The 22,086-nt window shown below is 62.1% G+C and carries 18 protein-coding genes; 8 read left to right on the top strand and 10 right to left on the bottom strand.

What is annotated here, in order from left to right; genetic code table 11:
• Window positions 1–33 precede the first annotated feature (33 nt).
• The 3 genes from NBH21_RS15315 to NBH21_RS15305 form a co-directional block, all read right to left on the bottom strand.
• On the bottom strand, window positions 34–2,247 hold the full coding sequence (locus NBH21_RS15315; protein ID WP_250913858.1) for a 3-hydroxyacyl-CoA dehydrogenase NAD-binding domain-containing protein: 2,214 nt from the start codon (window positions 2,245–2,247) through the stop codon (window positions 34–36).
• A 16-nt stretch (window positions 2,248–2,263) separates the two neighbouring features.
• Window positions 2,264–3,472, bottom strand: coding sequence for an acetyl-CoA C-acetyltransferase (locus tag NBH21_RS15310; protein ID WP_250913859.1), 1,209 nt, complete (start codon window positions 3,470–3,472; stop codon window positions 2,264–2,266).
• Between the two features lie 185 nt (window positions 3,473–3,657).
• On the bottom strand, window positions 3,658–5,451 hold the full coding sequence (locus tag NBH21_RS15305) for an acyl-CoA dehydrogenase C-terminal domain-containing protein (protein WP_250913860.1): 1,794 nt from the start codon (window positions 5,449–5,451) through the stop codon (window positions 3,658–3,660).
• A 387-nt stretch (window positions 5,452–5,838) separates the two neighbouring features.
• Between NBH21_RS15305 and NBH21_RS15300 the strand changes: the two genes are divergently transcribed.
• From NBH21_RS15300 to NBH21_RS15290, 3 genes are all read left to right on the top strand, one after another.
• Window positions 5,839–9,582: a peptidoglycan-binding protein gene (locus NBH21_RS15300; RefSeq protein WP_250913861.1), complete on the top strand. Its 3,744-nt coding sequence runs from the start codon at window positions 5,839–5,841 to the stop codon at window positions 9,580–9,582.
• 206 nt (window positions 9,583–9,788) lie between these two features.
• Window positions 9,789–10,706: a sulfite exporter TauE/SafE family protein gene (locus tag NBH21_RS15295; protein ID WP_250913862.1), complete on the top strand. Its 918-nt coding sequence runs from the start codon at window positions 9,789–9,791 to the stop codon at window positions 10,704–10,706.
• A 1-nt stretch (window position 10,707) separates the two neighbouring features.
• Window positions 10,708–11,511 (top strand): TIGR02186 family protein, encoded by an 804-nt coding sequence (locus NBH21_RS15290; protein ID WP_250913863.1) that lies wholly within the window; start codon window positions 10,708–10,710, stop codon window positions 11,509–11,511.
• A gap of 19 nt (window positions 11,512–11,530) precedes the next feature.
• On the opposite strand, the gene pdeM is transcribed toward NBH21_RS15290, so the two are convergent.
• Both pdeM and NBH21_RS15280 read right to left on the bottom strand, forming a co-directional pair.
• Window positions 11,531–12,223, bottom strand: a complete 693-nt coding sequence (pdeM, locus tag NBH21_RS15285; protein WP_425340433.1) for a ligase-associated DNA damage response endonuclease PdeM — start codon at window positions 12,221–12,223, stop codon at window positions 11,531–11,533.
• A 49-nt stretch (window positions 12,224–12,272) separates the two neighbouring features.
• Entirely contained in the window at window positions 12,273–14,756 is a 2,484-nt protein-coding gene (locus NBH21_RS15280) for a ligase-associated DNA damage response DEXH box helicase (protein ID WP_280924935.1), read from the bottom strand.
• A gap of 118 nt (window positions 14,757–14,874) precedes the next feature.
• On the opposite strand from NBH21_RS15280, the gene NBH21_RS15275 reads away from it, so the two are divergent.
• Window positions 14,875–15,387: an RrF2 family transcriptional regulator gene (locus NBH21_RS15275; protein ID WP_250913865.1), complete on the top strand. Its 513-nt coding sequence runs from the start codon at window positions 14,875–14,877 to the stop codon at window positions 15,385–15,387.
• A 13-nt stretch (window positions 15,388–15,400) separates the two neighbouring features.
• Window positions 15,401–15,862: a carboxymuconolactone decarboxylase family protein gene (locus NBH21_RS15270; RefSeq protein ID WP_250913866.1), complete on the top strand. Its 462-nt coding sequence runs from the start codon at window positions 15,401–15,403 to the stop codon at window positions 15,860–15,862.
• Window positions 15,863–15,894: 32 nt separating this feature from the next.
• Here the strand turns inward: NBH21_RS15270 and NBH21_RS15265 are convergent, their stop codons facing one another.
• From NBH21_RS15265 to NBH21_RS15255, 3 genes are all read right to left on the bottom strand, one after another.
• The gene (locus NBH21_RS15265) at window positions 15,895–16,539 is read right to left on the bottom strand and encodes a YitT family protein (protein WP_250913867.1); all 645 of its coding nucleotides are present in this window, start codon (window positions 16,537–16,539) and stop codon (window positions 15,895–15,897) included.
• A gap of 81 nt (window positions 16,540–16,620) precedes the next feature.
• Window positions 16,621–17,259, bottom strand: a complete 639-nt coding sequence (locus NBH21_RS15260; protein ID WP_099056563.1) for a YitT family protein — start codon at window positions 17,257–17,259, stop codon at window positions 16,621–16,623.
• A 118-nt stretch (window positions 17,260–17,377) separates the two neighbouring features.
• Window positions 17,378–18,322, bottom strand: a complete 945-nt coding sequence (locus NBH21_RS15255; RefSeq protein ID WP_250913868.1) for a class I SAM-dependent DNA methyltransferase — start codon at window positions 18,320–18,322, stop codon at window positions 17,378–17,380.
• Window positions 18,323–18,466: 144 nt separating this feature from the next.
• On the opposite strand from NBH21_RS15255, the gene NBH21_RS15250 reads away from it, so the two are divergent.
• Genes NBH21_RS15250 through NBH21_RS15240 form a run of 3 tightly spaced genes read left to right on the top strand, consistent with a single transcriptional unit; the run spans window position 18,467 to window position 20,621 of the window.
• Window positions 18,467–18,733, top strand: coding sequence for a DUF6460 domain-containing protein (locus NBH21_RS15250; protein ID WP_099056561.1), 267 nt, complete (start codon window positions 18,467–18,469; stop codon window positions 18,731–18,733).
• 1 nt (window position 18,734) lies between these two features.
• The gene (locus tag NBH21_RS15245) at window positions 18,735–19,244 is read left to right on the top strand and encodes a CAP domain-containing protein (RefSeq protein WP_280924929.1); all 510 of its coding nucleotides are present in this window, start codon (window positions 18,735–18,737) and stop codon (window positions 19,242–19,244) included.
• Window positions 19,245–19,277: 33 nt separating this feature from the next.
• The gene (locus NBH21_RS15240; RefSeq protein ID WP_250913869.1) at window positions 19,278–20,621 is read left to right on the top strand and encodes an MATE family efflux transporter; all 1,344 of its coding nucleotides are present in this window, start codon (window positions 19,278–19,280) and stop codon (window positions 20,619–20,621) included.
• On the opposite strand, the gene NBH21_RS15235 is transcribed toward NBH21_RS15240, so the two are convergent.
• The gene (locus tag NBH21_RS15235) at window positions 20,597–21,685 is read right to left on the bottom strand and encodes a quinone-dependent dihydroorotate dehydrogenase (protein WP_250914246.1); all 1,089 of its coding nucleotides are present in this window, start codon (window positions 21,683–21,685) and stop codon (window positions 20,597–20,599) included. The two genes, NBH21_RS15240 and NBH21_RS15235, sit on opposite strands and share 25 nt — an antisense overlap.
• Window positions 21,685–22,065: a DUF952 domain-containing protein gene (locus NBH21_RS15230; RefSeq protein ID WP_250913870.1), complete on the bottom strand. Its 381-nt coding sequence runs from the start codon at window positions 22,063–22,065 to the stop codon at window positions 21,685–21,687. Before NBH21_RS15230 ends, NBH21_RS15235 begins: the two co-directional genes overlap by 1 nt.
• Between the last annotated feature and the right edge of the window lie 21 nt (window positions 22,066–22,086).

The raw sequence follows: 22,086 nt of genomic DNA, 5'->3' as shown, positions 1-22,086 counted from the left end.
CCCCGCGAACGGGGAGAAGGGCTAGCGGCATGATCAGGCCGCCTTCTTTTCTTCACCGTAAGGATTGAACCGTCGGTAGAAGGTCTCGCCCTTGGCCGCCATGTCGATGAGCAGCGGCGTCGGCTTGAAGTGGGCACCGTAGTCCTTCGCCAGACGCTCCAGAAGCTCGACGAAGGTCTTCACGCCCATGCCATCGATGTAGCTCAGCGCACCGCCGGTGTAGGGCGCAAAGCCGAAACCGAGGATCGAGCCGACATCGGCTTCGCGCGGGTCGATAACGATGCCTTCCTCGACGGTGCGGGCGGCTTCCAGCGCAATCGTTGCGAGGAAGCGTTCCTGCAGCGTCTTCATATCGACGTCTTCGGCCTTCTTCTGCGGGTAGAAGTCCTTCAGGCCCGGCCACAGGAACTTCTTGGCGGGCTTTGCCGGATATTCATAGAAGCCCTTGCCGTTCTTGCGGCCGAAGCGGCCTTCCTTCTCGACCATGCGGGAAACAAGTTCCATATGGCGCGGATCGATGGCCTTTTCGCCGAGATCGGCGACAGTCGCCTTGAGAATCTTGAGCGAGAGATCGATCGCCACCTCGTCGTTGAGCGACAGTGGGCCGACCGGCATGCCGGCGAACTTCGCGGCATTCTCGATCATGACCGGGGGCACGCCCTCGATCAGCATGTTGTAGCTTTCCGACATGTAGCGGAGCACGCAGCGATTGACGAAGAAGCCACGCGTATCGTTGACGACGATCGGAGTCTTCTTGATCGCGGCGACGTAATCGAGCGCGACGGCCAGCGCCTTGTCCCCCGTTTCCTTGCCGAGAATGACTTCGGTCAGCATCATCTTCTCGACCGGCGAGAAGAAGTGAATGCCGATGAAATCGACCGGACGCTTCGAGTTCTTCGCAAGGCCGGTGATCGGCAAGGTGGAAGTATTGGAGGCGAAGATCGCGCCTTCCGGCAGAACGGCCTCGACCTTCTCGATGACGGCCTTCTTGACGTCGCGGTCTTCGAAAACGGCCTCGATAACAAGGTCGGCATCCTTCAGCGAACCGTAGTCATCCGTCGGCGTGATCAGCGAAAGCAGCGCCTCGCCTTCGTCCTTGCTCATCCGGCCCTTGCCGACTGTACCGGCCACCAGGCCTTCGCAAACCGCCTTGCCCTTGGCGGCAGCCTCCATGTCGCGGTCGATCAGCACAACCGGAATGCCGGCAGCAGCTGTCACATAGGCGATGGAAGCACCCATGAAGCCTGCGCCGACGACGCCGATCTTCTTCAGCTCGGTCTTGCCGACACCTGCCGGGCGACGGGCGCCCTTGCCCAGTTCCTGCATGGAAACGAACAGCGAGCGGATCATCGAGAAGGCTTCGGTCGTCTGGACGATCTGGGTGAAATACCGCTGCTCGATCTTCAGGCCGGTATCGAAGGGAACCTGCAGGCCTTCATAGACGCATTTCAGGATGGCCAGAGCGGCGGGATAATTGCCGGAGGTTTCGCGGCGCAGGATTGCGGGAGCAGCCGGCCAGAGCTGGGCTGCAGCAGGCGTCCAGATACCGCCGCCCGGAGCCTTAAAGCCCTTTTCGTCCCATGGGGCGACCGGCTTCAGACCATCCTTGATCATCTGCTTCGCGGCCGGGATCAGCTGATCCGGCTCGACCACCTGATGCACGAGATTCATGGCCTTGGCGCGCGATGCAGTCAGGCTCGACCCCGTGGTCATCATCTGCAGGGCATCCTGCGTGTTGGCAAGACGCGACACGCGCTGGGTGCCACCGGCACCCGGAAAAATGCCGACCTTGACCTCGGGCAGAGCGAGCTTCACCGACTTGGAATTCGAGGCGACGCGGCCATGGCAGGCAAGCGAAAGCTCGAAAGCGCCGCCCATGCAGGTGCCGTTGATCGCGGCGACCCACGGCTTGCCGCAGGTCTCGATCTTGCGCCACAGCCAAGTCATGCGACCGGCAGCGTCGAACAGCTTCTTCACAGCCCCGGCCGGATCCTTCGCCTTTTCCTCCTCGAGCATGGAGAACATGCCCTTGATCATGGTGAGGTCGGCGCCGCCGGAGAAAGTCTTCTTGCCGGAGGTGAAGACCACGCCCTTGACGGTGGCATCGGCCACCGTCTGGTCGACGATCTTCTCGATCTCGTCCATGACTTCGACGGTAAAGACGTTCATCGACTTGTCGGGCATGTCCCAGATTACAAGGGCGATGCCGTCTGCGTCGGTCTCGATGGTGAAGTTCTTGTAGGTCATTGCTTCCTCCCAGAAATCAGACGCGTTCGATGACGGTTGCCGTGCCCATGCCAGCGCCGATGCAGAGCGTGACGAGCGCCGTGTTCAGGTCGCGGCGCTCCAGTTCGTCGAGCACAGTGCCGAGGATCATCGCGCCGGTTGCGCCGAGCGGATGGCCCATGGCGATCGCACCGCCATTGACGTTCATCTTCGAGTGGTCGACCTCGAAAGCCTGCATGAAGCGAAGGACGACGGCGGCGAAGGCTTCGTTGAGTTCGAACAGGTCGATATCCGAAATCTTCATGCCGGTCTTGGCGAGGAGCTTCTCGGTGACGTCGACCGGGCCGGTCAGCATCAGCGCGGGGTCCGAGCCGATATTGGCGAAAGCCCTGATGCGGGCGCGGGGCTTGATGCCCATGGTCTCGCCGCCGGCCCTGGAGCCGATCAGCACGGCGGCCGAGCCATCGACAATGCCCGACGAGTTGCCGGCGTGATGGACATAGTTGATGCGTTCGATTTCGGGATGGGCCTGGATGCCGACGGCTTCGAAGCCGCCCATTTCACCCGGCATCTGGAACGAAGGCTGCAACTGTGCCAGAGCCTGCATGTCAGTGCCCGGCCGCATGTGCTCGTCCTTGTCGAGGATGGTCAGGCCGTTGATGTCCTTCACCGGAATGACGGACTTCGAGAAATAACCGCTTTCCCAGGCGTGGGCAGCGCGCCTCTGGCTTTCGACCGCATAGGCGTCGACATCATCGCGGCTGAAGCCGTATTTGGTGGCAATCAGGTCGGCGGAGACGCCCTGCGGCATGAAATAGGCCGGGAAGTTGACCGACGGGTCCATGTACCAGGAGCCGCCCGACATGCCCATGCCGACGCGGGACATGCTCTCGACGCCGCCTGCGATGACGATATCGTCCGAGCCCGCCTTGACCTTGCCGGCCGCGAGGTTCACGGCGTCGAGAGCGGAGGCGCAGAAGCGCGAGATCTGCATGCCCGGAGCCTTGCTCGAATAGCCTGCTTCGAAGGCGGCCGCCTTCGGGATCACGGCGCCGGCGTCCATGACCGGATCGACGCAGCCCATGATGATGTCGTCGACGGTCGCGGTATCAAGACCGTTGCGGTCACGGATCGCTTCCAGCGACTTGGCTGCCAGACGGACGGACGGCACTTCGTGCAGCGAACCGTCCTTCTTGCCGCGCCCGCGCGGCGTGCGCACGTGGTCGTAAATGAAGACTTCTGTCATCGTTCTCTCTCCCTTTGGCGCTTGAGCGCCTTGAAACCCTGCTTATTCAGCACCCTGCAACACTTCACCCCTCATCCGCCTGCCGGCACCTTCTCCCCGTGAACGGGGAGAAGGGACGTTTGGGGCGCCCTGTCGCTCCCTCGCGCCCCGCTTGCGGGGAGAGGCATAGCGTAAGGGGCAAATCCTCAGAATGCTTCCGCTGCCATCTCCATCAGGCTGTCGCTGCCAGCCTCAATGCGGGTCTTGCGAAGTGCCGTTTCCGGCATGATCTTCTCCATGTAGAAGCGGCCGGTCAGAAGCTTGTTCTTGTAATAGTCGGCATCGCCATTGCCGGCGGCAAGAGCCTCGTTGGCGGATTTCGCCATCTTCGCCCACATGTAACCGAGGACGACGAGACCGAAGAGATGCATGTAGTCGGTGGAACCGGCACCGGCATTGTCCGGCTTGGCCATGGCGTTCTGCATGAACCACATGGTCGCGGCCTGCAGGTCGTTCAGGCCCTTCTTCAAGCCCTTGGTGTAGAGGACAAGATTTTCATCGGCGCGGTTTTCCTCGCAGAAAGCACCGATCTCGTTGAACAACGCCATCACGGCGCGGCCACCGTTCATGCCGAGCTTGCGACCGACCAGATCGAGCGCCTGGATGCCGTTTGCGCCCTCATAGATCATGGCGATACGGGCATCGCGAACATACTGGCTCATGCCGTGTTCTTCGATATAGCCGTGACCGCCGAAGACCTGCTGCGCCATGACGGCGTGATCGAAGCCCTTGTCCGTCAGCACACCTTTCAGGATAGGCGTCATCAGGCCGAGCAGATCGTCGGCCGCCTGCTTTTCCTTCTCGTCGCCGGAGCGGTGAGCGATATCGGACTGCAATGCGGTCCAGAGCGTGAAGGCGCGGCCGGCCTCGGTGAAGGCCTTGATGGTCAGGAGCGAACGGCGGATATCCGGATGCACGATGATCGGATCGGCCTTCTTGTCCGGTGCCTTGACGCCGGAAAGCGAACGACCCTGAATGCGCTCGCGGGCATAATTGGCAGCGTTCTGATAGGCGACTTCAGCGATGGAAAGGCCCTGCAGGCCAACGCCGAGGCGGGCCTCGTTCATCATGACGAACATGGCGGAAAGGCCCTTGTTTTCCTGACCGATCAGGAAGCCGGTGGCCTCGTCATAATTCATGACGCAGGTGGCGTTGCCGTGAATACCCATCTTGTGCTCGATGGCGCCGCAGGAGACGCCATTGCGCGCGCCGAGCGAGCCATCCTCATTGACGAGATACTTCGGCACGACGAAGAGCGAGATGCCCTTGGTTCCCTCGGGCGCGCCCTCGATACGGGCGATCACCAGATGGATGATGTTGTCGGTCATGCCGTGTTCACCGGCGGAGATGAAGATCTTCTGACCGGAAATCCTGTAGCTGCCGTCGCCGTTTGGAACGGCCTTGGTACGCAGCAGGCCGAGATCGGTGCCGCAATGGGGCTCCGTCAGGTTCATGGTGCCGGACCAGGTGCCTTCGACCATCTTCGGCAGATAGGTCTTTTTCTGCTCGTCCGAACCGTGAACGAGGATCGCGGCAATCGCGCCCTGGGTCAGGCCGGGATACATCATCAGTGCCATGTTGGCGGACGACATGTATTCGCCGACGGCAGCATGAAGGGTGTAAGGCAGGCCCTGTCCGCCGAATTCCTGCGGCACGGCCAGACCGATCCAGCCGCCCTGGCAATAGGCGTCATAGGCCTCCTTGAAGCCCTTCGGCACGGTGACGCTCGCATCGTCGTGACGTTTGCAGCCTTCCTGATCGCCGGAAAGATTGAGCGGGAAAAGCTGTTCCTCTGCCAGCTTCGCGGCCTCCCCGACGATCGCCTCGACCATGTCCGGCGTCGCATCCTCGAACCCGGGCAGGTTGTGGTAGCGCTCAAGGCCAAGGACGTTGTTCAGAACGAAAAGCGTGTCGTTTACGGGAGCCTTATACACAGGCATGGATCATCTTCCTCCGAGACGTGAAACCGGGCGGGCCGGACTGGTTCATGCTTATACAAATAATTGACGTGCGCGTAAACGTCAAAATCTGGATACGGCCTCATTTTTGCAGCAGTAACGCTCCCCCACGCCTCGCCAGCGCCTCACCCAAAGGAGCTAATCCGCCGCCTATCCTTCGGATCGTACTGCGCAAACGTTAAAAAATTTTCAGGCAGGTTAACGGCTTATTTACCACGTTTCATGAATTGTGGCCGGTGAAGGTGATGATCCGCAACCCGTGATCGCCATTGAGTCGGCAATGCAGCCGAAACAGGTGAAAATGCGCATCATCGACCCACTAATCCGCCTTCAGCCCGGCCGAAGGTGCTTTTCGAAGCGAGCAGAACCATGAACGGATCGCGATCACCCTCTTCCCGTCCCGGCGGATCTTCGTCGCTCGATGCGCTGAGCCGCACCATCGAGGGACTGGAAGCGAGGATCGAGGGCCTGATGGGAACCACCTCGCCGCGCGCTCGTCCCGCCGAGGAAATGCCGCGTGAGGCCTATCGCGACCGCGTTGCGGACCGCTATCAGCGGCCGGCGCGCGAAGCCGCGATGGACCCACTCAGCGAAATCCGCCAGCGCCAGCGCGCGCTCGAAGACAGCCGCCAGCGTCCGTCAGAGCGGTCGTCCGGATATGGCCGCTCCTATGAACCGCAGGAAGAACGCCCGCGGCAGGCCCCGCTTCGTCAGAACCCGCCGCTCTCCCATGACGTGACTTCCACGGCTCCGGCTCCCGAAACGATGACCCGCGAGATCACTCAAGCCCTGCTCGGACTGAGGCAGGAACTGAAGCAGGATATTTCCGAGAGCCTTTCGCGCGAGGTCAGCACGCTGCGTGCCGAGATGCGCACCATCCGCTCGCTCGCCGAGGAACAGCGCCCCTCCGAAACGCTGCGCAACGACATTGCTCGACTGGCGGAAAGCATCCAGCATCTCGGCGTTGCCCGCGCACCGGGTGCCGATGGATTGCGGGAGGAATTCGAAGAGCTTCGTTCCCTGATGGATGGGCTTGCCCGCGAGGATTCCGTGCGCCGCATGGACAATCGCTGGAGCCACATCGAGGAAAAGATCGGCGACGTCGATCCGGCCGCGATGCGCGAGGAACTGGTACGCCTTGCCGACCGCCTCGACGATATCAAGAGCTATCTCGGCCGCGTCGGTGACAATCGCTCCATTCAGGCGCTTGAAGAAAAGCTGATGACGGTCGCAACCGCGCTCGAGCAGATCGGTTCGCATATCGACCCCAGCGAACGGATGATGAGCGAACAATTCGCGGGCATAGACATGCGGCTGGACGAGATCAGCCGCGCGATCGTCGCCGGCTCGCGCAATTCCGGCAGCCCTGACAACAGCCTCTTCCAGCGTCTCGAAGACCGGATTGCGGGTCTCGCCCACCAGATCGAGGCCTTTGGCGACCGCCGGGTCAGCGAGGAACGGCCGAACTCCGATCTCGCTCGCCGCATCGAACAGCTGACGGACCGCATCGAGCTTCTGTCCGAGGAGCGCTCGGCAAGCCGTCTCGAAGAACGGCTGGACATGCTTTCGCATGTGCTGGAACGCAATACACAGGCCCCGGTAGCGCAACCCGAACTCACGGGCTATCTCGCCGACATCTCCCGCAAGATCGACGCTTTGGACCACGGCGCAGTCAATGATCGGCTGGCCGACAGGCTGGAACTTCTTGCCCGCCGCATCGAAGGCCTGGAAGTACCGCAGCCGGCTGCCGTGGCGCGGATCGATGACAGCATGCTGCGCGGTCTTGAGGATCGCCTGAACGCCGTCGTCGACCGGATCGAGGAAAATGCCGGCGTTCCGGCTGGCGAAAGCGCCAGCCTGCGTGGGCTTGAAGAACAGATCGCCCATCTCTCCGCACTGATCGCCCGCCCCTCGACGGGCGGCATCGACGACGCCGTGGCAGACCGCATTTCCGCGCTCGAAGACTATATGGCGACGAGCGACGAGTACATCATCGAGGCGGCCCGTCAGGCTGCCGAAACCGTGATGGAAAGCTATGCACAGCGGATGCCTTCGCAAGGTGCGGCCGGATCCGCCGACATCGCCGCGCTCTCGGCGCTCTCCGACCACCTGAGAAACCTTGAGGATTTCAGCCGGAATTCCGAGGAGCGCACCCACCGCACGTTCGAGGCCCTGCACGATACTCTCGTTCAGATCGCAAGCCGGCTCGACCAGATCGACGACCGCACGGCGCATTTCGAGGAGCCGCCGGCTTCTGCTCCGTACCGCGAACCTGCCCATGCGGAAGCACCGGCCCCGGCCTATGCCGTTCAGGAAGAAGAGCCGTTCCGCCCTCCCTTCGCTTCTCCAGCCATGCAGGCGGAGGAAGACGATCGCGAGCACACCCCGCTTTTCGGCTCTCCGGCAATCGAAACGACGATGACCGCCCTGCCAGTCATCGAGGCAACACGTCCCGGCAAGAAACCGGGCAAGCCCAGTCTCCTGGCCGGCCTTGGCAAGCGCTTTCTGCCCGGCCAGAAGAAAAACGCCGAGGAGCAGCCGGTCGGTCGACAGGTAATCGATCCGGCTCCGTCGATCGATCCTTCCGACATGCTGCCACCGGAACAGGCAAACGAACTGCTGGAACCCGGCTCCGGCGCGCCCGACGTGCGGAAGATCCTCGAGCGCGTGCGTGCCTCCCAGGCGAACCAAAAGGGTAACGCCGGAAATACGTCCGCCGACGGCGACCGCACCGACTATATTGCCGCCGCGCGCAGAGCCGCACAGGCTGCCGCGCAGGAGATGGATCTTGCACAGCAGGGCGCCCGCAACGCAAAGCCCGGCATTTCCGCCCTCAGCGGATTTGCTCGCTATCGCCGCCCGATCCTGATGGCGGTCGGCGCGATCCTGCTGGCTGCGATGGCCATGCCGCTCGTCACGACACTCATCCGCGGAGAGAAGGCACCGCCGGTCATCATCGAGACGACAAAGCCGCAGGAAAGCGGCATGGCACCGGCAGCGGTCGAAAGCCAGCCTGAAGCCAAGGTTGCCGCTGTCGCACCGTCTGTGACGGAAGAAGGTACGGACGCAATATCGCAGGCGGCACCGGTCGCAAGCGTCGAGCAGGCACCGCTCGATGGCGGCGATTCCCTCTCGACGCTGCAGTCCGCCGCCGAGGACAGCCCTCAGGATAGCGCCGCCTTTGCGCCGCCTGCCAGTCAGGCGGAGCCCGCAGGCAGTGCAGCGACCCAGCCCGTGCAGGCGGAAGCTGCCCCGGCCATCATCGTGCCGGAAGCAATCTCTCCGCCGTCGCTCGTCATTGCCGCGAAGGAAGGCGATCCGGTGGCGCTGTTCGAAATCGGCGCGCGCTATACCGATGGCCGCGGTGTCGCCAGCGACTTTGCCGAGGCCGCAAAGTGGTATCAGCTTGCAGCCGATCGCGGCTTTGCACCGGCGCAGTACCGGCTGGCCAACCTTTACGAAAAGGGAACCGGCGTTCCGCGTGACATCGCGGCGGCGAAACGCCTCTATCAGCAGGCAGCGGATGCCGGCAATGCCAGCGCCATGCACAATCTCGCGGTGCTTTTCGCATCCGGCGCGGACGGCGGCCAGGATTATGCAAAGGCGGTCGAGTGGTTCTCCAAGGCCGCCGACTATGGCGTCTCCGACAGTCAGTTCAACCTCGCCATCCTCTATGCCCGCGGCAATGGCGTGCAGCAGGATCTGGAAACCTCCTACAAGTGGTTTGCGATTGCGGCGAAGGATGGAGACAAGGACGCCGCCCAGAAGCGCGACGAAGTTGCGAACGCCATGCGCCCGGAACAGCTCGAACGTGCCCGTGCTGCGGTTGACCTCTGGAAGCCCAAGCCGCTCGATCCGGATGCCAACACGGCCAACACGCCGGACGAATGGGCCGGCAAGGGACTGAAGACCGCCAGCGTCGACATGAAGAAGGCGATCGGCAACATTCAGGCGATCCTGAACAAGAACGGCTTCGATGCCGGCAGCCCCGATGGCGTGATGGGCGCCAAGACGGTCGCAGCAATCAAGGCGTTCCAGACCTCGATCGGCGAACAGCCAACGGGTCAGGTTACGGACAAGCTGGTGAATGCGCTGCTGGAACGCAACAAATAGTCGCGAACGGTCATAAAATTCGGAAAATGCTGGCGTATGGCTTGAGCGCGAATTGACTCGACCGGTCTGCGAGCGCAAGAGAAATGACGGGGATCAAGTCCGGCAAGGACTTGAGCCCATTTAGCTTTTGCCTGAGACCGGCCGCATTTCCGAACCCGTTTTGTACCAACCCGCTCCGGCGGGCAGACGCATTCAGAGGCCCGAGCGTGACAATCTACCTGCCGATAGCAGAATTGTCGGTGAACATCTTCATCATTCTCGGGATGGGTGCAGCCGTCGGTTTCCTTTCCGGCATGTTCGGCGTCGGCGGCGGCTTCCTGATCACCCCGCTCCTGATCTTCTACAATATCCCGCCGGTGGTTGCCGTTGCGACCGGCGCGAACCAGGTGGTGGCCTCCTCGGTTTCCGGCGCTATCACCCATTTCCGGCGCGGGACGCTGGACGTCAAGCTTGGCACGGTGCTGCTGATCGGAGGTCTGGCCGGCGCCTCGGTCGGTGTTGTCATCTTCTCCTGGCTCAGGCGTCTCGGCCAGCTCGATCTCGTCATCTCGCTGCTCTACGTGATCTTCCTCGGCACCGTCGGCGCGCTCATGCTGATGGAAAGCCTGAACGCCATGAGGCGGGCCGCGAAGAACCAGCCGGTCAGCCTCAAGCGACCCGGACAGCACAACTGGGTGCACCGGCTTCCGTTCAAGATGCGCTTCAAGAAATCGAAGATCTATCTGAGCGTCCTGCCGGTGCTCGCTCTGGGTTTCGCCATCGGCATCCTGACATCCGTGATGGGCGTCGGCGGCGGCTTCATCATGGTGCCTGCGATGATCTACCTCCTGCGCATTCCAACCAGCGTGGTTGTCGGCACGTCGCTTTTCCAGATCATCTTCACCACCGCCTTCACCACCGTGATGCAGGCCGCGACCAACTTCTCCGTCGATATCGTGCTCGCCTTCATCCTGATGCTAGCCGGCGTGATCGGCGCGCAATACGGTGTTCGCGTCGGCCAGAAGCTGCGCGGCGAACAACTTCGCGCGCTGCTCGGCCTGCTGGTCCTTGCCGTCGGCCTGAGGCTTGCGATCGAGCTGGTGGTGACGCCGGAAGATCTCTATTCGATCGCGATCGGGGGCTGACATGAGCAGGCTTCTTTCAGCGCTCACCATTGCGGCAGTCCTTTTCTCCTCCTCCCACATCTTCGCCCAGATCCCGCTTGCCGGCGACATGATGGGCAAGGAAGGCCTCGATATCGGGACATCGACCAGCGAAATCGCCATTACCTCGGATTTTCGCGGCGCTGACCTGACGATCTTCGGGGCGCTGACCAATGCCGACCAGCTGCTGCTGGCCATCGGCCAGTACGACGTCGTGGTGACATTGGAGGGGCCGCGCGACGAAACGACGGTACGCCGCAAGGACCGGCTGTTCGGCATATGGATGAACCGAACCTCGATGACCTTCGAGCGGATGCCGATCTCCTATTCGCTGGCCAGCACCCGACCAGTGGAACAGATCGCGCCGGCCCAGACGCTGACGGGTCTCGGCATAGGCATCGACCATCTGGCGCTGACGCCGACCGGCTATATCAGCTACGACGCCAACATCACCGAATTTCGCGACGCCTTCCGCCGCATCAAGCAGTCGCACGGGCTCTACCAGCGCGACACCAACGGCGTCCGCTTTGTCAGTTCGAGCCTGTTCAAGGCAACGCTGCGATTGCCGGCCAACATTCCCGATGGCGTACACATCGTGCATGCCTATCTGTTCAAGACCGGCGAATTCATCGGCGAGAAGGAATTGCCGCTGCGGGTCATCAAGACCGGCATCGAGGATTCGATTTCACGAGCCGCGCACGAAAATCCGCTCGCCTATGGCATGCTCTCGGTGCTTCTGGCGCTGATCACGGGCTGGGGTGCGAGCCTGATGTTCCGCAAGGACTGACGACGGAAAGCTATCTCGATCATCCCAGCAGGTTGGCAAAACGCACCGAATAGACACGGTCGCGGCCAAGCAGGTGAGCAACGAGTTCAGTCCGGTCGAACAGCCCAGTAAAGGCCCGGTGGCGCAGATCGAGCCCGCCTGTCATCACCCCGAAAGCCGGCATCAGCAAGCGCTGCCCATCGGTCGCGAAACAGGGACGGCGTACAGATTTTTCCCTCCGCCGCACGGTGGCGCAGGGATGGAGATGGCCAGAAATCTCGCCCTTGCCGGCAATCAGACTCGGCTCATGGCGAAACGTCAGGCCGCCGAAGACGATTTCATCGGCAGAGATCCCCGGCAGATCGGAAATGCCATCGGGATCGTGATTGCCATGGATCCAGATCCATTCCCGCCCCCGCGCCATGGCGGCGATCCTGTCGCGGAACGGCGCCGGCAGCAGGGCGGAGCCGACGCTGTCGTGGAAATTGTCGCCGAGACTGACGACGATCTTCGGATCATGCCGATCGATCGCGGCTTCAAGGATGCGAAGCGTCGCCAGCGTATCGTAGGGAGGCAGCAACTGGCCACGGCGAGCGAAGGCGGCTCCCTTTTCCAGATGGAGGTCCGACACCACGAGCATGCCAAGCTCGGGCAACACGAGCACACCGCAGGGATCGGCAATCGCCTCCACCCCGTTCAGCACGAAACGGGCCGAGCAATCGGGGTCGTCCATGGCCGGGGCCTTGAGTTGCGCCAGGCGGTTCATGCAGTGTTCTTTTCCTTCACGCCATGGCCTCGGCGATCAGATCGTCCGCGGCTTCGGCAAGCACATGTTCCTGGGCCTCGCCCGCGACCGGCTCGCGGCCGATCTCCAGCATCACCGGCACGGCGAGCGGCGAAATATGATCCAGCCGCTTGTGGGTGATGTGCCCTTTGATTCTCTTTAGCATATCGCCGAGCCGGGCAATATCGAGAAGGCCCGTGGCGGCATCCTGTCGCGTCGCTTCCAAAAGGATATGATCCGGTTCGTGGCTGCGCAGCACGTCATAGATCAGATCCGCCGACACCGTCACCTGCCGTCCGCTCTTTTCCTTGCCGGGATGCCGCTTTTCGATCAGGCCGGCGATGACGGCGCAGGTGCGGAAGGTTCGCTTCAGCATCCAGGATTCGTCGAGCCATGTCTCGAGATCGTCGCCCAGCATATCCTCGTCGAACAGGTCGGCGAGGCGCAGCCGGCCCGAGGCAACCATGGTGCCCATGTCCTCCAGCCCCCAGATGGCCAGCGAATAATCGGTCGCGACGAACCCGAGAGGTTTGGCGCCCATTCGCTCCAGCCGGCGGGTCAGCAGCATGCCGAGCGTCTGGTGGGCCAGCCGTCCCTCGAAGGGATAGGCGACCAGAAAGAAGCGGTTGGCACGGGGAAAGGTCTCGATCAGCAACTCGCCACGCTTCGGCAGGATCGACTTTTCCCGCTGTATCTCCAGCCAGTCCCTCACCTGATCCGGCAGGCCGGCCCGGCGGGCTGGATCGTCAAGCATCGCGCGGACCTGTTCGGCCAGATAGGTGGAAAGCGGAAACCTGCCGCCGGCATAGGCCGGGATCTTCGGGTCCTGTGAAAACGCATTGGAGGCGAGGCATTCATTGTCCCGGATACCTTCGAAGCGGAGCACCTTGCCCGAAAACAGGAAGGTGTCCCCTTGGCTGAGTTGCTCCAGGAAATACTCCTCGACCTTACCGAGCGACATGCCGCCCCGACCGATGGAGCCCAGATGGTTACGCTTGACGAGCCGGATGTTGAGCATCGGCATTTCTACGATGGTGCCGAGGTTCAGCCGGTATTGCTGCGCGACCTGCGGATTGGAAACCCGCCAGCGCCCCTCCTTGTTCAGGCGGATGCGGGCATAGCGTTCATAGGTTCTCAGCGCATAACCACCGGTGGCGACGAAATCGACGATACGGTCGAAGGTGTCTCGCGGCAGCAGCGCATAGGGTGAAGCGCTCGTCACTTCCTCATACAGGTCATCGGCGAGGAAGGGTGCCGCGCAGGCCATGCCGAGCACATGCTGCGCCAGAACGTCGAGCGAACCGTCGCCGATGGGCGGCGTATCCTGCGCGCCCACATAATTCGCATCCAGCGCCGCCTGACATTCCATCACCTCGAAGCGGTTGGCCGGCACGAGGATCGCCCGGCTCGGCTCGTCCATGCGGTGATTGGCGCGACCGATGCGTTGGGCAAGCCTTGAGGCCCCTTTCGGCGCGCCGACGTGAACCACGAGATCGACATCGCCCCAGTCGATGCCGAGATCGAGGGTTGAGGTGGCGACGACGGCGCGGAGCCGGTTGTCGGCCATGGCCGCCTCGACCTTGCGACGCTGGCCGACATCGAGCGAACCGTGATGGAGCGCAATGGGCAGATTGTCGTCGTTGATCGTCCAGAGTTCCTGAAACAGCAATTCGGCCTGCGAGCGGGTGTTGACGAAGATCAGCGTCGTCCTGAATTCCTTCAGCACTTGATAGAGTTCCGGCATGGCGTAACGGGCCGAATGGCCGGACCAGGGAACACGTTCCTCAGTCTTCAGGATGGTGATGTCCGGCCTTGCGCCGCCCGTGACCGTAATCAGTCCAGCATGGCGCTCCTCCTGCGGGGACTGCCCGACCAGCCAGCGCTGCAATTCCATGGGTTCCGCCACCGTGGCCGAGAGACCGATGGCGCGCAGATCGGGAGCGAGGCGACGAAGGCGCGCAAGCCCGAGCGACAGCAGATGACCGCGCTTGGAGGTTACCAGCGAGTGCAATTCATCGAAGACCACATAACGCAGATCCCCGAAAAAGCGCTCGGCATCTGAATGGGAGAGCAACAGTGCCAATTGCTCCGGTGTGGTCAGCAGGATGTCCGGCGGGTTGAGCTTCTGGCGCTGGCGCTTTCCCTGCGGTGTATCGCCCGTGCGGTTTTCGATCGTGATCGGCAAAGCCATTTCCGATACCGGCTTCATGAGATTGCGCTCGATATCGACAGCAAGCGCCTTCAGCGGCGAGATGTAGAGCGTGTGGACGCCGGTGAACGGCGCGCCGGGCGGAAGACGGCCGCGTTCGGCAAGTTCCGTGAGCGACGGCAGGAAGCCGGCGAGCGTCTTGCCGGCGCCGGTCGGCGCGATCAGCAGGAGGCTCTCCCCTGCTCGCGCTTTTTGCAGAAGCTCCAGCTGGTGGGCACGCGGCTGCCAGCCCTTTTCCGCGAACCAGCGGATGAAGGGAGCGGGCAACAGCATATCGGCGGCCTGATTCACGAACACAGCGTCAACCTAGTGCATGTCGCGCGAAAGAGAAGCGTCATTGACAGCAACCTAAATCACGGATGATTATTATCCATGATTTGGAGGTGACGATATGAAACTCGGCGACGGCGTCGAACAGGCCATTCACAGCATGACCATGCTGGCTTCGCTTTCCGGGGATGGCGTCCTGTCGGCGGCGGCGCTTGCGGAGTTTCATGGCGTCTCCCCCAGCTATCTTCTGAAACACCTGCAGGCGCTTTCCGCCGCGGATCTGGTGACGACCGTTCCCGGCCCCAAGGGAGGATATCGCCTCGCACGCAAACCCGACGAGATCACCCTGCTCGACATCGTGATCGCGGTGGAAGGCCCGCAGCCGGCCTTTCGCTGTCAGGAAATCCGTCAACGGGGACCCAATCCCCTTCCCGGACGGTATTTCGAAAGACCCTGCGGGATTGCCGCTGCGATGCTGGCGGCCGAGCGCGTCTACCGGGCGGAGCTCAAGAAGACGAGCATCGCGGATCTGATTTCGGATCTGAAGGCCACCGATGACGGAGGGATCGCCGCCCGCGGCTGCGCCTTCCTTGAACTCAACGAACGTAAATCCGCCCGCCAGGGGCAGGAATGAAAGGAAGAAAGCCATGCATCCGCGTCTCGATCTCCAGAAGGCATCCCCGGCCGCGTTCAAGGCCGTCTATGCGCTCGAACTCTTCGTACAGAACAGCGGTCTCAGCCGCTCCGAAATCCACCTGATCAAGCTTCGCGCATCGATCATCAACGGCTGCGCCTATTGCGTCGACATGCATGTGAAGGAATCCCGCCATGACGGGCTTTCGGAACAGTGGATCAACCTGATGAGCGTATGGCGGGAATCGCCCATCTACACACCGCGCGAACGTGCCCTGCTGGGCTGGGTCGATGCCGTCACCAATATTGCCGGCACCGGTGCACCGGACGCCGAGTTCCAGGCGCTGAGAGAACATTTCAGCGAAGCGGAAATCTCCAACATCACCGTGGCGATCGGGACCATCAATGTCTGGAACCGCCTTGCCGTCGGGTTCCGCTCCCAGCATCCAATCGACCAGCCGTCTATTGCGGCCTGATAACAGCCGGCTTGAGGCCAGCCGAAAGACCGTTACATCGCGATGTAGCGGTCTTTCCGATGATTGATGGCAAGCGTCAGATTGAGTACGACAGCGCCCATGACCGAGCAGAAGATGATGAAGGGCGTGGCGACGAAGAAGGAAAAGATCAGCACGAGGCCATCGAAGCCGAGCTGTACCAGTCCGGCCCGCCAGCCGAAGCGATCCTGCAGATAAAGCGCGAGGATGCCGAACCCGCCAAGGCTTGCCCGATGGCGAAACAGCGCCAGCATGCCTGTCCCTACCAGCAGTCCGCCGAAGACGCCGGCGATCAGGGGATCGAGCGAGGAAAAGGATATGAAGCGCGGCAGCGTCGCCGTCAGGAATGACGTCAGAGCCACGGCGGAAAAGGTCTTGATGGTGAAGGCCGCGCCGAGCTGCCGGTAGGCGAAGTAATAGAACGGCAGGTTGATGACGAAGAAGATGGGGCCGAAGCCGATCTCCGTCACATAGTGCAGCAGGAAGGCGACGCCCGCAGTTCCGCCTGAAAGCAGCTTTCCACCCGACAGCAGCAGGACGCCGAGAGCAGCCAGCATGCTGCCGGCGAGAACACCTTGGACGTCATCGACGAGCGAGTGCCTTTCGGCCGAAGACGCCAGTATGCCCTTGAACCGCGTCTTCATCTCACCCTTCGCCATGCACTACCCCTGCCAATTAGAAGCCTTCAAGCCTCGGTATCGTGCCAAGGGCGATTGCTCAAGGGGCAGAACGCATATGGTTCAGCGAAGAGCGATGTAGCGATCCGAACGGTGATTGATCGTCAGGAAGAGATTGAGCACCACGGCACCGACGACCGAGTAGACGACCACCATGGGCGAAAGCACTGCAAAGGCCAGCGCCATGATGCAGAGGTCGAAGGCAAGCTGGACGAGGCCGGCGCGAACGCCGAAACGATCCTGAACATAGACCGCAAGAATGCCAAGGCCACCAAGGCTTGCACGATGGCGATAGAGCGCCAGAAGGCCGAAGCCCAGAAGCAGGCCGCCAAGAACCGCAGCCCAGAAGGGCGCGACCGTCTCGATGACGAGGAAGCGGCTTTCGATTTCGACAAGGAAGGAGGTCAGGCCGACGGCCACGAAGGTCTTCAGGGTGAAATCGACCCCGACGCGACGCAGGGAAAGCCAATAGAACGGCAGGTTGAGCAGGAAGAAGAGAAGACCGAAGCTCACGCCGCTCCAGTAGTGAAGGACAAAAGCGAGGCCAGCCATGCCGCCGGTCAGCAATCCCACCTTCGCCAGAAGATAGAGGCCGAGCGCGGAAATCATGGCCCCGGCCAGAATCCCCTGCACGTCTTCCACGGGTGTATGACGGGACGGGTTCGTGTTCCAGATACCCAACATGCTGCTCATCTGCGCCATGCCAACATCTCCACGGAACCGGGCTTAGATGCTCTCAGGGTAGCGCAGATTCAGGCGTTCGCAAGCGCAATACGTAAGCCATACTGACCTATCGCAAACTTCGCAATTTTCAGTCGGTTCAGCCCTTTCGCACCGCAATAAACAAAATGCCGGAGACCGGTTTTCCGCCATCCATGCGAATGACCGTTCGCTCCAGATCGGCCACCTCGAAGCCTGCCGCGGCAAGCCTTGTGCGGACATGGGTTTCGGAATGGGCATAGCGAAGCGACGGCGCCAGATGGAAGCCGTCATCGCTGCCCGCATCCTCGACGGAAAATGCGAAGTACGCACCCGGATCGGAAAGCTTAGATACGAGAGAAAAGGGTGCCTCCAGATCGCCCAGATACATCAGTACGTCGGCCGCCGTCAGAAGGTCGGCGCGATGGGGCAAGAGGCCGTCGACGAAAAGACCCGAACCTTCAGCGTCGAGCGAGAGGTCCGCGCGTGCGAGAAAATCGTAGACGCCCTTCTCTTCCGCCTTGGCCAGCATGTTGACCGAGAGATCGAAGCCTTCAAGGCGTTCCACGAGCAAACGGATCTCGACGCCGAAAAGACCTGTCCCGCAGCCGAGATCGATGGCCAGCCGAAAAGGCCCGCCCTCTCCACGATATCGCTTCAGCAGCGCCGAGAGCTTCTCCGGCACGCTGTAGTCGAGCCGCTCCACGAGTGCAGTTTCAAAACGGTCGGCATAATCGTCGAACAGCGCCTCGACATAACGGCTCGGAGGCTGGTCCGGTACGTCGATGGCGCCCAGCAGTGCCAGTTTCAGCCGCGCGCCGAAAATCTCTTCGTGATCGAGTTCCTGCACCTTGCGCAGCGCGGTTATCGCACCGTCGCCATTGCCGGCCTTTTCCAGATATTCGGCAAACCGCAGCCAGCCGGCGGCCCATCCGGGCGCGAGTTCCAGCGCCTGCTCCATCAATTCGGCTGCTGCCGCAGGATCGCCACTTTCGGCAAGCATGCGGGCATAATCGGCACGGCGGTCGGCGATGACGTCGCCGGACGAGAACTGGGTCGGCTGCATGGTGAAACCTCTGGCGGCGCGCGGTCTTGACCGATACGCGAGAAAAACACAAGAGCTATTTGACGCGTGGCGAAGCGCTGTACTTCATGGCTCGCTTGCGCAAGGGAATGCGTCGTCCTATCTCAGGCGAAACAGGAGATTTGCATGTCGGATCGAGTGAACAGATTTCTGGGCGATACTCCGGGCCGGACGCTGGTGAAGCTTTTGGTCGTATCGCTGATCGTCGGCTTCATCATGACCGTGTTCGGCATCTATCCGCTCGACATCGTCGATGGCATCCGCCACTTCTTCCTCGAGCTCTGGTACAGGGGCTTCTCCGCACTCGGCCGGGTCGGCGACTATCTGCTGCTCGGTGCGACGGTGGTCATTCCCATTTTCATCGTTCTCCGTCTCTTCGGCAGCCGCAACTGACATGACGCATTCCGTGTTCGCCCAGCCCTTGCCACGTCGCGGCCTCCTGATCCTTGTCGGCAGCGGGCTGGCGCTTTCGCTCGCCAGCTGCCGCAGCACGGAAGTGCTAACCGTTTCGGACGATACGGCCAAGCCGGAGACGGATGCCGCACTGCCCCTCGTCAACGCATTGCGGACGAGGAACGAGCTTTCCACGCTCTCCAAGAGCCCGGCGGCGGAAACGGCGGCGATCTTCCAGGCGCGGCGCATGGCTCGGGCCGACAAGATGTCCCATGTCATCGGCTTCAACGACAGTTTCTTCAGCCGCATGAAAGCCGGCGAGGTACCGCTGCCCGCCGCCGAAAACATTGCGACCGGGCAGGACACAGTCGAGCGCGCCGTCCAGGCGTGGATCGACTCGAAGAAGCATCTCGAAAACATGCTCGGCCGATATAACGGGCTCGGCGTTGCTGTCGCCCGCGCGCCCTCTTCCGCCAACAGACCTTTCTGGGCCATGGTGCTGTCGGCCTGAGCGATTCCCGCCCGGCCGGAAAAGAGCGGTGGCATGGATCAGGCCGGCAGACAGCAGAATTCCTTCGCAGTGACGCATCGACTGGTGTTGTCGATCGCTGTTCCCATGACGCTCGGCTTCGTCACAACGCCACTTCTTGGTCTCACGGGAACGGCGGTGGTGGGACGCACCGGTTCGGCGGAAGCACTTGCGGGGCTCGCAATCGCCGCCGTGCTTTTCGACCTTATCTATGCCGGTTTCGGCTTCGTGCGCGCCTCGACCACGGCGCTGACGGCACAGGCGCTCGGCAGGGGCGACAAGGCTGAGCAGCAGGCCGTGTTCTACCGTTCCTTCCTGCTGTCGCTCTGTCTTGGCATCATCATTCTTGCACTGTCCCCGCTGATCCTGAAAACCGGCGTCGCGCTGATGGGGGCAACAGGACCGGTCGCCGAGGCGACATCGACCTATTTCGCCATCCGTGTGCTCGGAGCGCCGCTGTCGCTCGGCAATTTCACCCTGCTCGGATCGGTGCTCGGCATGGGACGCGGTTCGGTCGGACTGGCTCTGCAGATCCTGCTCAACGGCGTCAACATCGTCATGTCGATCTGGTTGGGGTTGTGGCTCGATTTCGGCATTGCCGGCGTCGCCTGGGGAACGCTTGCGGGCGAAGCTGTCGCCTTCATCGCCGGGCTCGGCTACATGCTGTTTGCCTTTCGCGGAACCCTGCGCCCCAAACTGGCTGCCGTGCTTTCACGAGAGAAGCTGAAGGCGCTGTTTGCAATCAACCGCGATATCATGATCCGTTCGCTGGCGCTGGTGGCCGCCTTCACGCTGCAGACCCGGGTCGGAACGCTTTTCGGGCCGGAACTGCTGGCGGCCAATGCACTGCTGATGAATTTCTTCCTGATCGCGAGCTTCTTCCTCGACGGCATGGCCAACGCCGCCGAACAGATCACCGGCCGGGCGATCGGCGCCCGCTTCCGCCCCGGCTTCGAACGGGCAATCAAGCTGACGGCAATCTGGTCGTTCGGTCTTGCGGCCGCATGCGCCCTGTTCTTCCTGCTGCTCGGCGGTACGCTGATCGACGTCATGACCACCTCGGAGCCTGTCCGGGCGCTGGCGCGCGATTTCCTGCCCTGGGCAGCGCTCACCGCTCTGACCGGAGCGCTGGCTTTCCAGATGGACGGCGTCTTTATCGGGGCAACATGGTCGCGCGAGATGCGCAACATGATGCTGCTGGCGCTCGCCGGTTATTGCGCCGCGCTGGCGCTATTTGCCCCGACACTCGGCAATCATGGCCTCTGGCTGGCGCTCAACATCTTTCTGGCGTTACGCGGCCTAACGCTTGCCGTGATCCTGCCGCGCAAGCTCGCTCAGACCTTTGCCGCCAGCCAGTGATCGAGCCTGCTGTCGCGCAGGTCCGAAATCGAGTTCACCTTCTCCCGGTCCATAAGAGCTGAGAGACCGCGGACGATGCTGCCGGGAAGACCCGGGCCTTCGTAAACCATGCAGGAATAGAGCTGCACCAGGTCGGCGCCGGCGCGGATCTTTTCCAGCGCCGTCTCGGCGGATGAAACACCGCCAACGCCGATGATGGGGAGCGTGGCCCCGACCCGCTTGCGCATGCGCGCCAGAACAGCCGTCGACTTTTCGAACAGCGGCCGACCGGACAAGCCACCCGCCTCACCAGCCAGACGGGGATCGACAAGCCTATCGCGCGACAGGGTAGTATTGGAAACGATCAGGCCATCGAGATCATGGGCCAGTGCTTCCGCCGCAATGTCGTCCATGCCCTCTTCGGTCAGATCCGGCGCGATCTTCAGGAAGACCGGGCGTCGCTTGCCGGTTGCCGTTGCTCCCTCGTCCCTGGCAGCAAGAACGGCAGAAAGGAGAGCCGCCAGACTCTCGCGCGCCTGCAGGTCGCGCAGGCCCGGCGTGTTCGGCGATGAAATATTGACGGTGAAATAATCCGCAACCAACTGGAAGCGCCTGATGCCGAGGACATAATCGCCAATGCGATCCGCACTGTCCTTGTTGGCGCCGATGTTGACGCCGACCAAGCCGGACGGTCGGCGCGCGGTCAGTCGAGCGAAGGCAGCCTCATGTCCTTCATTGTTAAAACCCAGGCGATTGATGACTGCCATGTCCCGTTCCAGACGGAAGATACGCGGCTTCGGATTGCCCGATTGCGGCTTGGGCGTCAGCGTGCCGACTTCGGCGAAACCGAAACCGAGGCGCAGAAGCGCATCCGGCACCTCGGCATTCTTGTCGTATCCGGCAGCCATGCCAAGCGGATTGGGAAAACGGAGGCCCGCCACCGTCACGGCCAGACGCGGATCAGAAGACGGGCGGCAGGCCGGCAGAATGCCTGATTTCAGCGCGGCGATCGACATGCCATGCGCGGTCTCCGCATCGAAGAGGAAAAGGCCGCGGCGGGCAAAGGTCTTGAACGCGTCGATCATCATGCCATCTCCGGAAATTCGTGGGAGCCATCCGCCTTCAGCGGCAGCGGCTTTTCCCAAAGCACCGCGCCCATCGGCAGGTTCGCATAGAGATGCGGGAAGAGATCCCCGCCCCGGGACGGCTCGTAGCGCAAAGCATCGCCAAGCGCGGCCGTCTCGACGGCAACCAGCAGCAACCCGGAGAGGCCAGCGAAGTAACGTCGCGCGGTCTCCACGGCCTGCGTGGCCGTCGAAAAATGGATGTAACCGTCCTGCAGATCGATGGAAGCCCCGCGAAATAAACCCTCGGCGCGCGCCTCATGCCATAATTCCTGCGGCACGATCTTGTATATGATGCGTTCCAAGGGCGCGTCCTTCCGTCTCCGATGCGATTGATGCATGCGGTTTGCCGGAAAGTGCCG

The sequence above is a fragment of the Ciceribacter sichuanensis genome (genome assembly GCF_024055605.1).
In the GTDB taxonomy this organism is placed as follows: domain Bacteria; phylum Pseudomonadota; class Alphaproteobacteria; order Rhizobiales; family Rhizobiaceae; genus Allorhizobium; species Allorhizobium sichuanense.
Note: the sequence above shows the minus strand (reverse complement) of the source record. Positions and strands in the feature narration are given on the sequence as shown.

Bases quoted from the DNA above. Each gene is read 5' to 3' on its own strand.
- NBH21_RS15235 (WP_250914246.1), bottom strand. From the start codon at position 21,685: ATGATCGACGCGTTCAAGACCTTTGCCCGCCGCGGCCTTTTCCTCTTC.
- NBH21_RS15240 (WP_250913869.1), top strand. From the start codon at position 19,278: ATGGATCAGGCCGGCAGACAGCAGAATTCCTTCGCAGTGACGCATCGA.
- NBH21_RS15250 (WP_099056561.1), top strand. From the start codon at position 18,467: ATGTCGGATCGAGTGAACAGATTTCTGGGCGATACTCCGGGCCGGACG.
- pdeM (WP_425340433.1), bottom strand. From the start codon at position 12,223: ATGGACGACCCCGATTGCTCGGCCCGTTTCGTGCTGAACGGGGTGGAG.
- NBH21_RS15245 (WP_280924929.1), top strand. From the start codon at position 18,735: ATGACGCATTCCGTGTTCGCCCAGCCCTTGCCACGTCGCGGCCTCCTG.
- NBH21_RS15280 (WP_280924935.1), bottom strand. From the start codon at position 14,756: ATGCTGTTGCCCGCTCCCTTCATCCGCTGGTTCGCGGAAAAGGGCTGG.
- NBH21_RS15275 (WP_250913865.1), top strand. From the start codon at position 14,875: ATGAAACTCGGCGACGGCGTCGAACAGGCCATTCACAGCATGACCATG.
- NBH21_RS15230 (WP_250913870.1), bottom strand. From the start codon at position 22,065: ATGCATCAATCGCATCGGAGACGGAAGGACGCGCCCTTGGAACGCATC.
- NBH21_RS15305 (WP_250913860.1), bottom strand. From the start codon at position 5,451: ATGCCTGTGTATAAGGCTCCCGTAAACGACACGCTTTTCGTTCTGAAC.
- NBH21_RS15255 (WP_250913868.1), bottom strand. From the start codon at position 18,322: ATGCAGCCGACCCAGTTCTCGTCCGGCGACGTCATCGCCGACCGCCGT.
- NBH21_RS15315 (WP_250913858.1), bottom strand. From the start codon at position 2,247: ATGACCTACAAGAACTTCACCATCGAGACCGACGCAGACGGCATCGCC.
- NBH21_RS15265 (WP_250913867.1), bottom strand. From the start codon at position 16,539: ATGGCGAAGGGTGAGATGAAGACGCGGTTCAAGGGCATACTGGCGTCT.
- NBH21_RS15270 (WP_250913866.1), top strand. From the start codon at position 15,401: ATGCATCCGCGTCTCGATCTCCAGAAGGCATCCCCGGCCGCGTTCAAG.
- NBH21_RS15300 (WP_250913861.1), top strand. From the start codon at position 5,839: ATGAACGGATCGCGATCACCCTCTTCCCGTCCCGGCGGATCTTCGTCG.
- NBH21_RS15260 (WP_099056563.1), bottom strand. From the start codon at position 17,259: ATGGCGCAGATGAGCAGCATGTTGGGTATCTGGAACACGAACCCGTCC.
- NBH21_RS15290 (WP_250913863.1), top strand. From the start codon at position 10,708: ATGAGCAGGCTTCTTTCAGCGCTCACCATTGCGGCAGTCCTTTTCTCC.
- NBH21_RS15310 (WP_250913859.1), bottom strand. From the start codon at position 3,472: ATGACAGAAGTCTTCATTTACGACCACGTGCGCACGCCGCGCGGGCGC.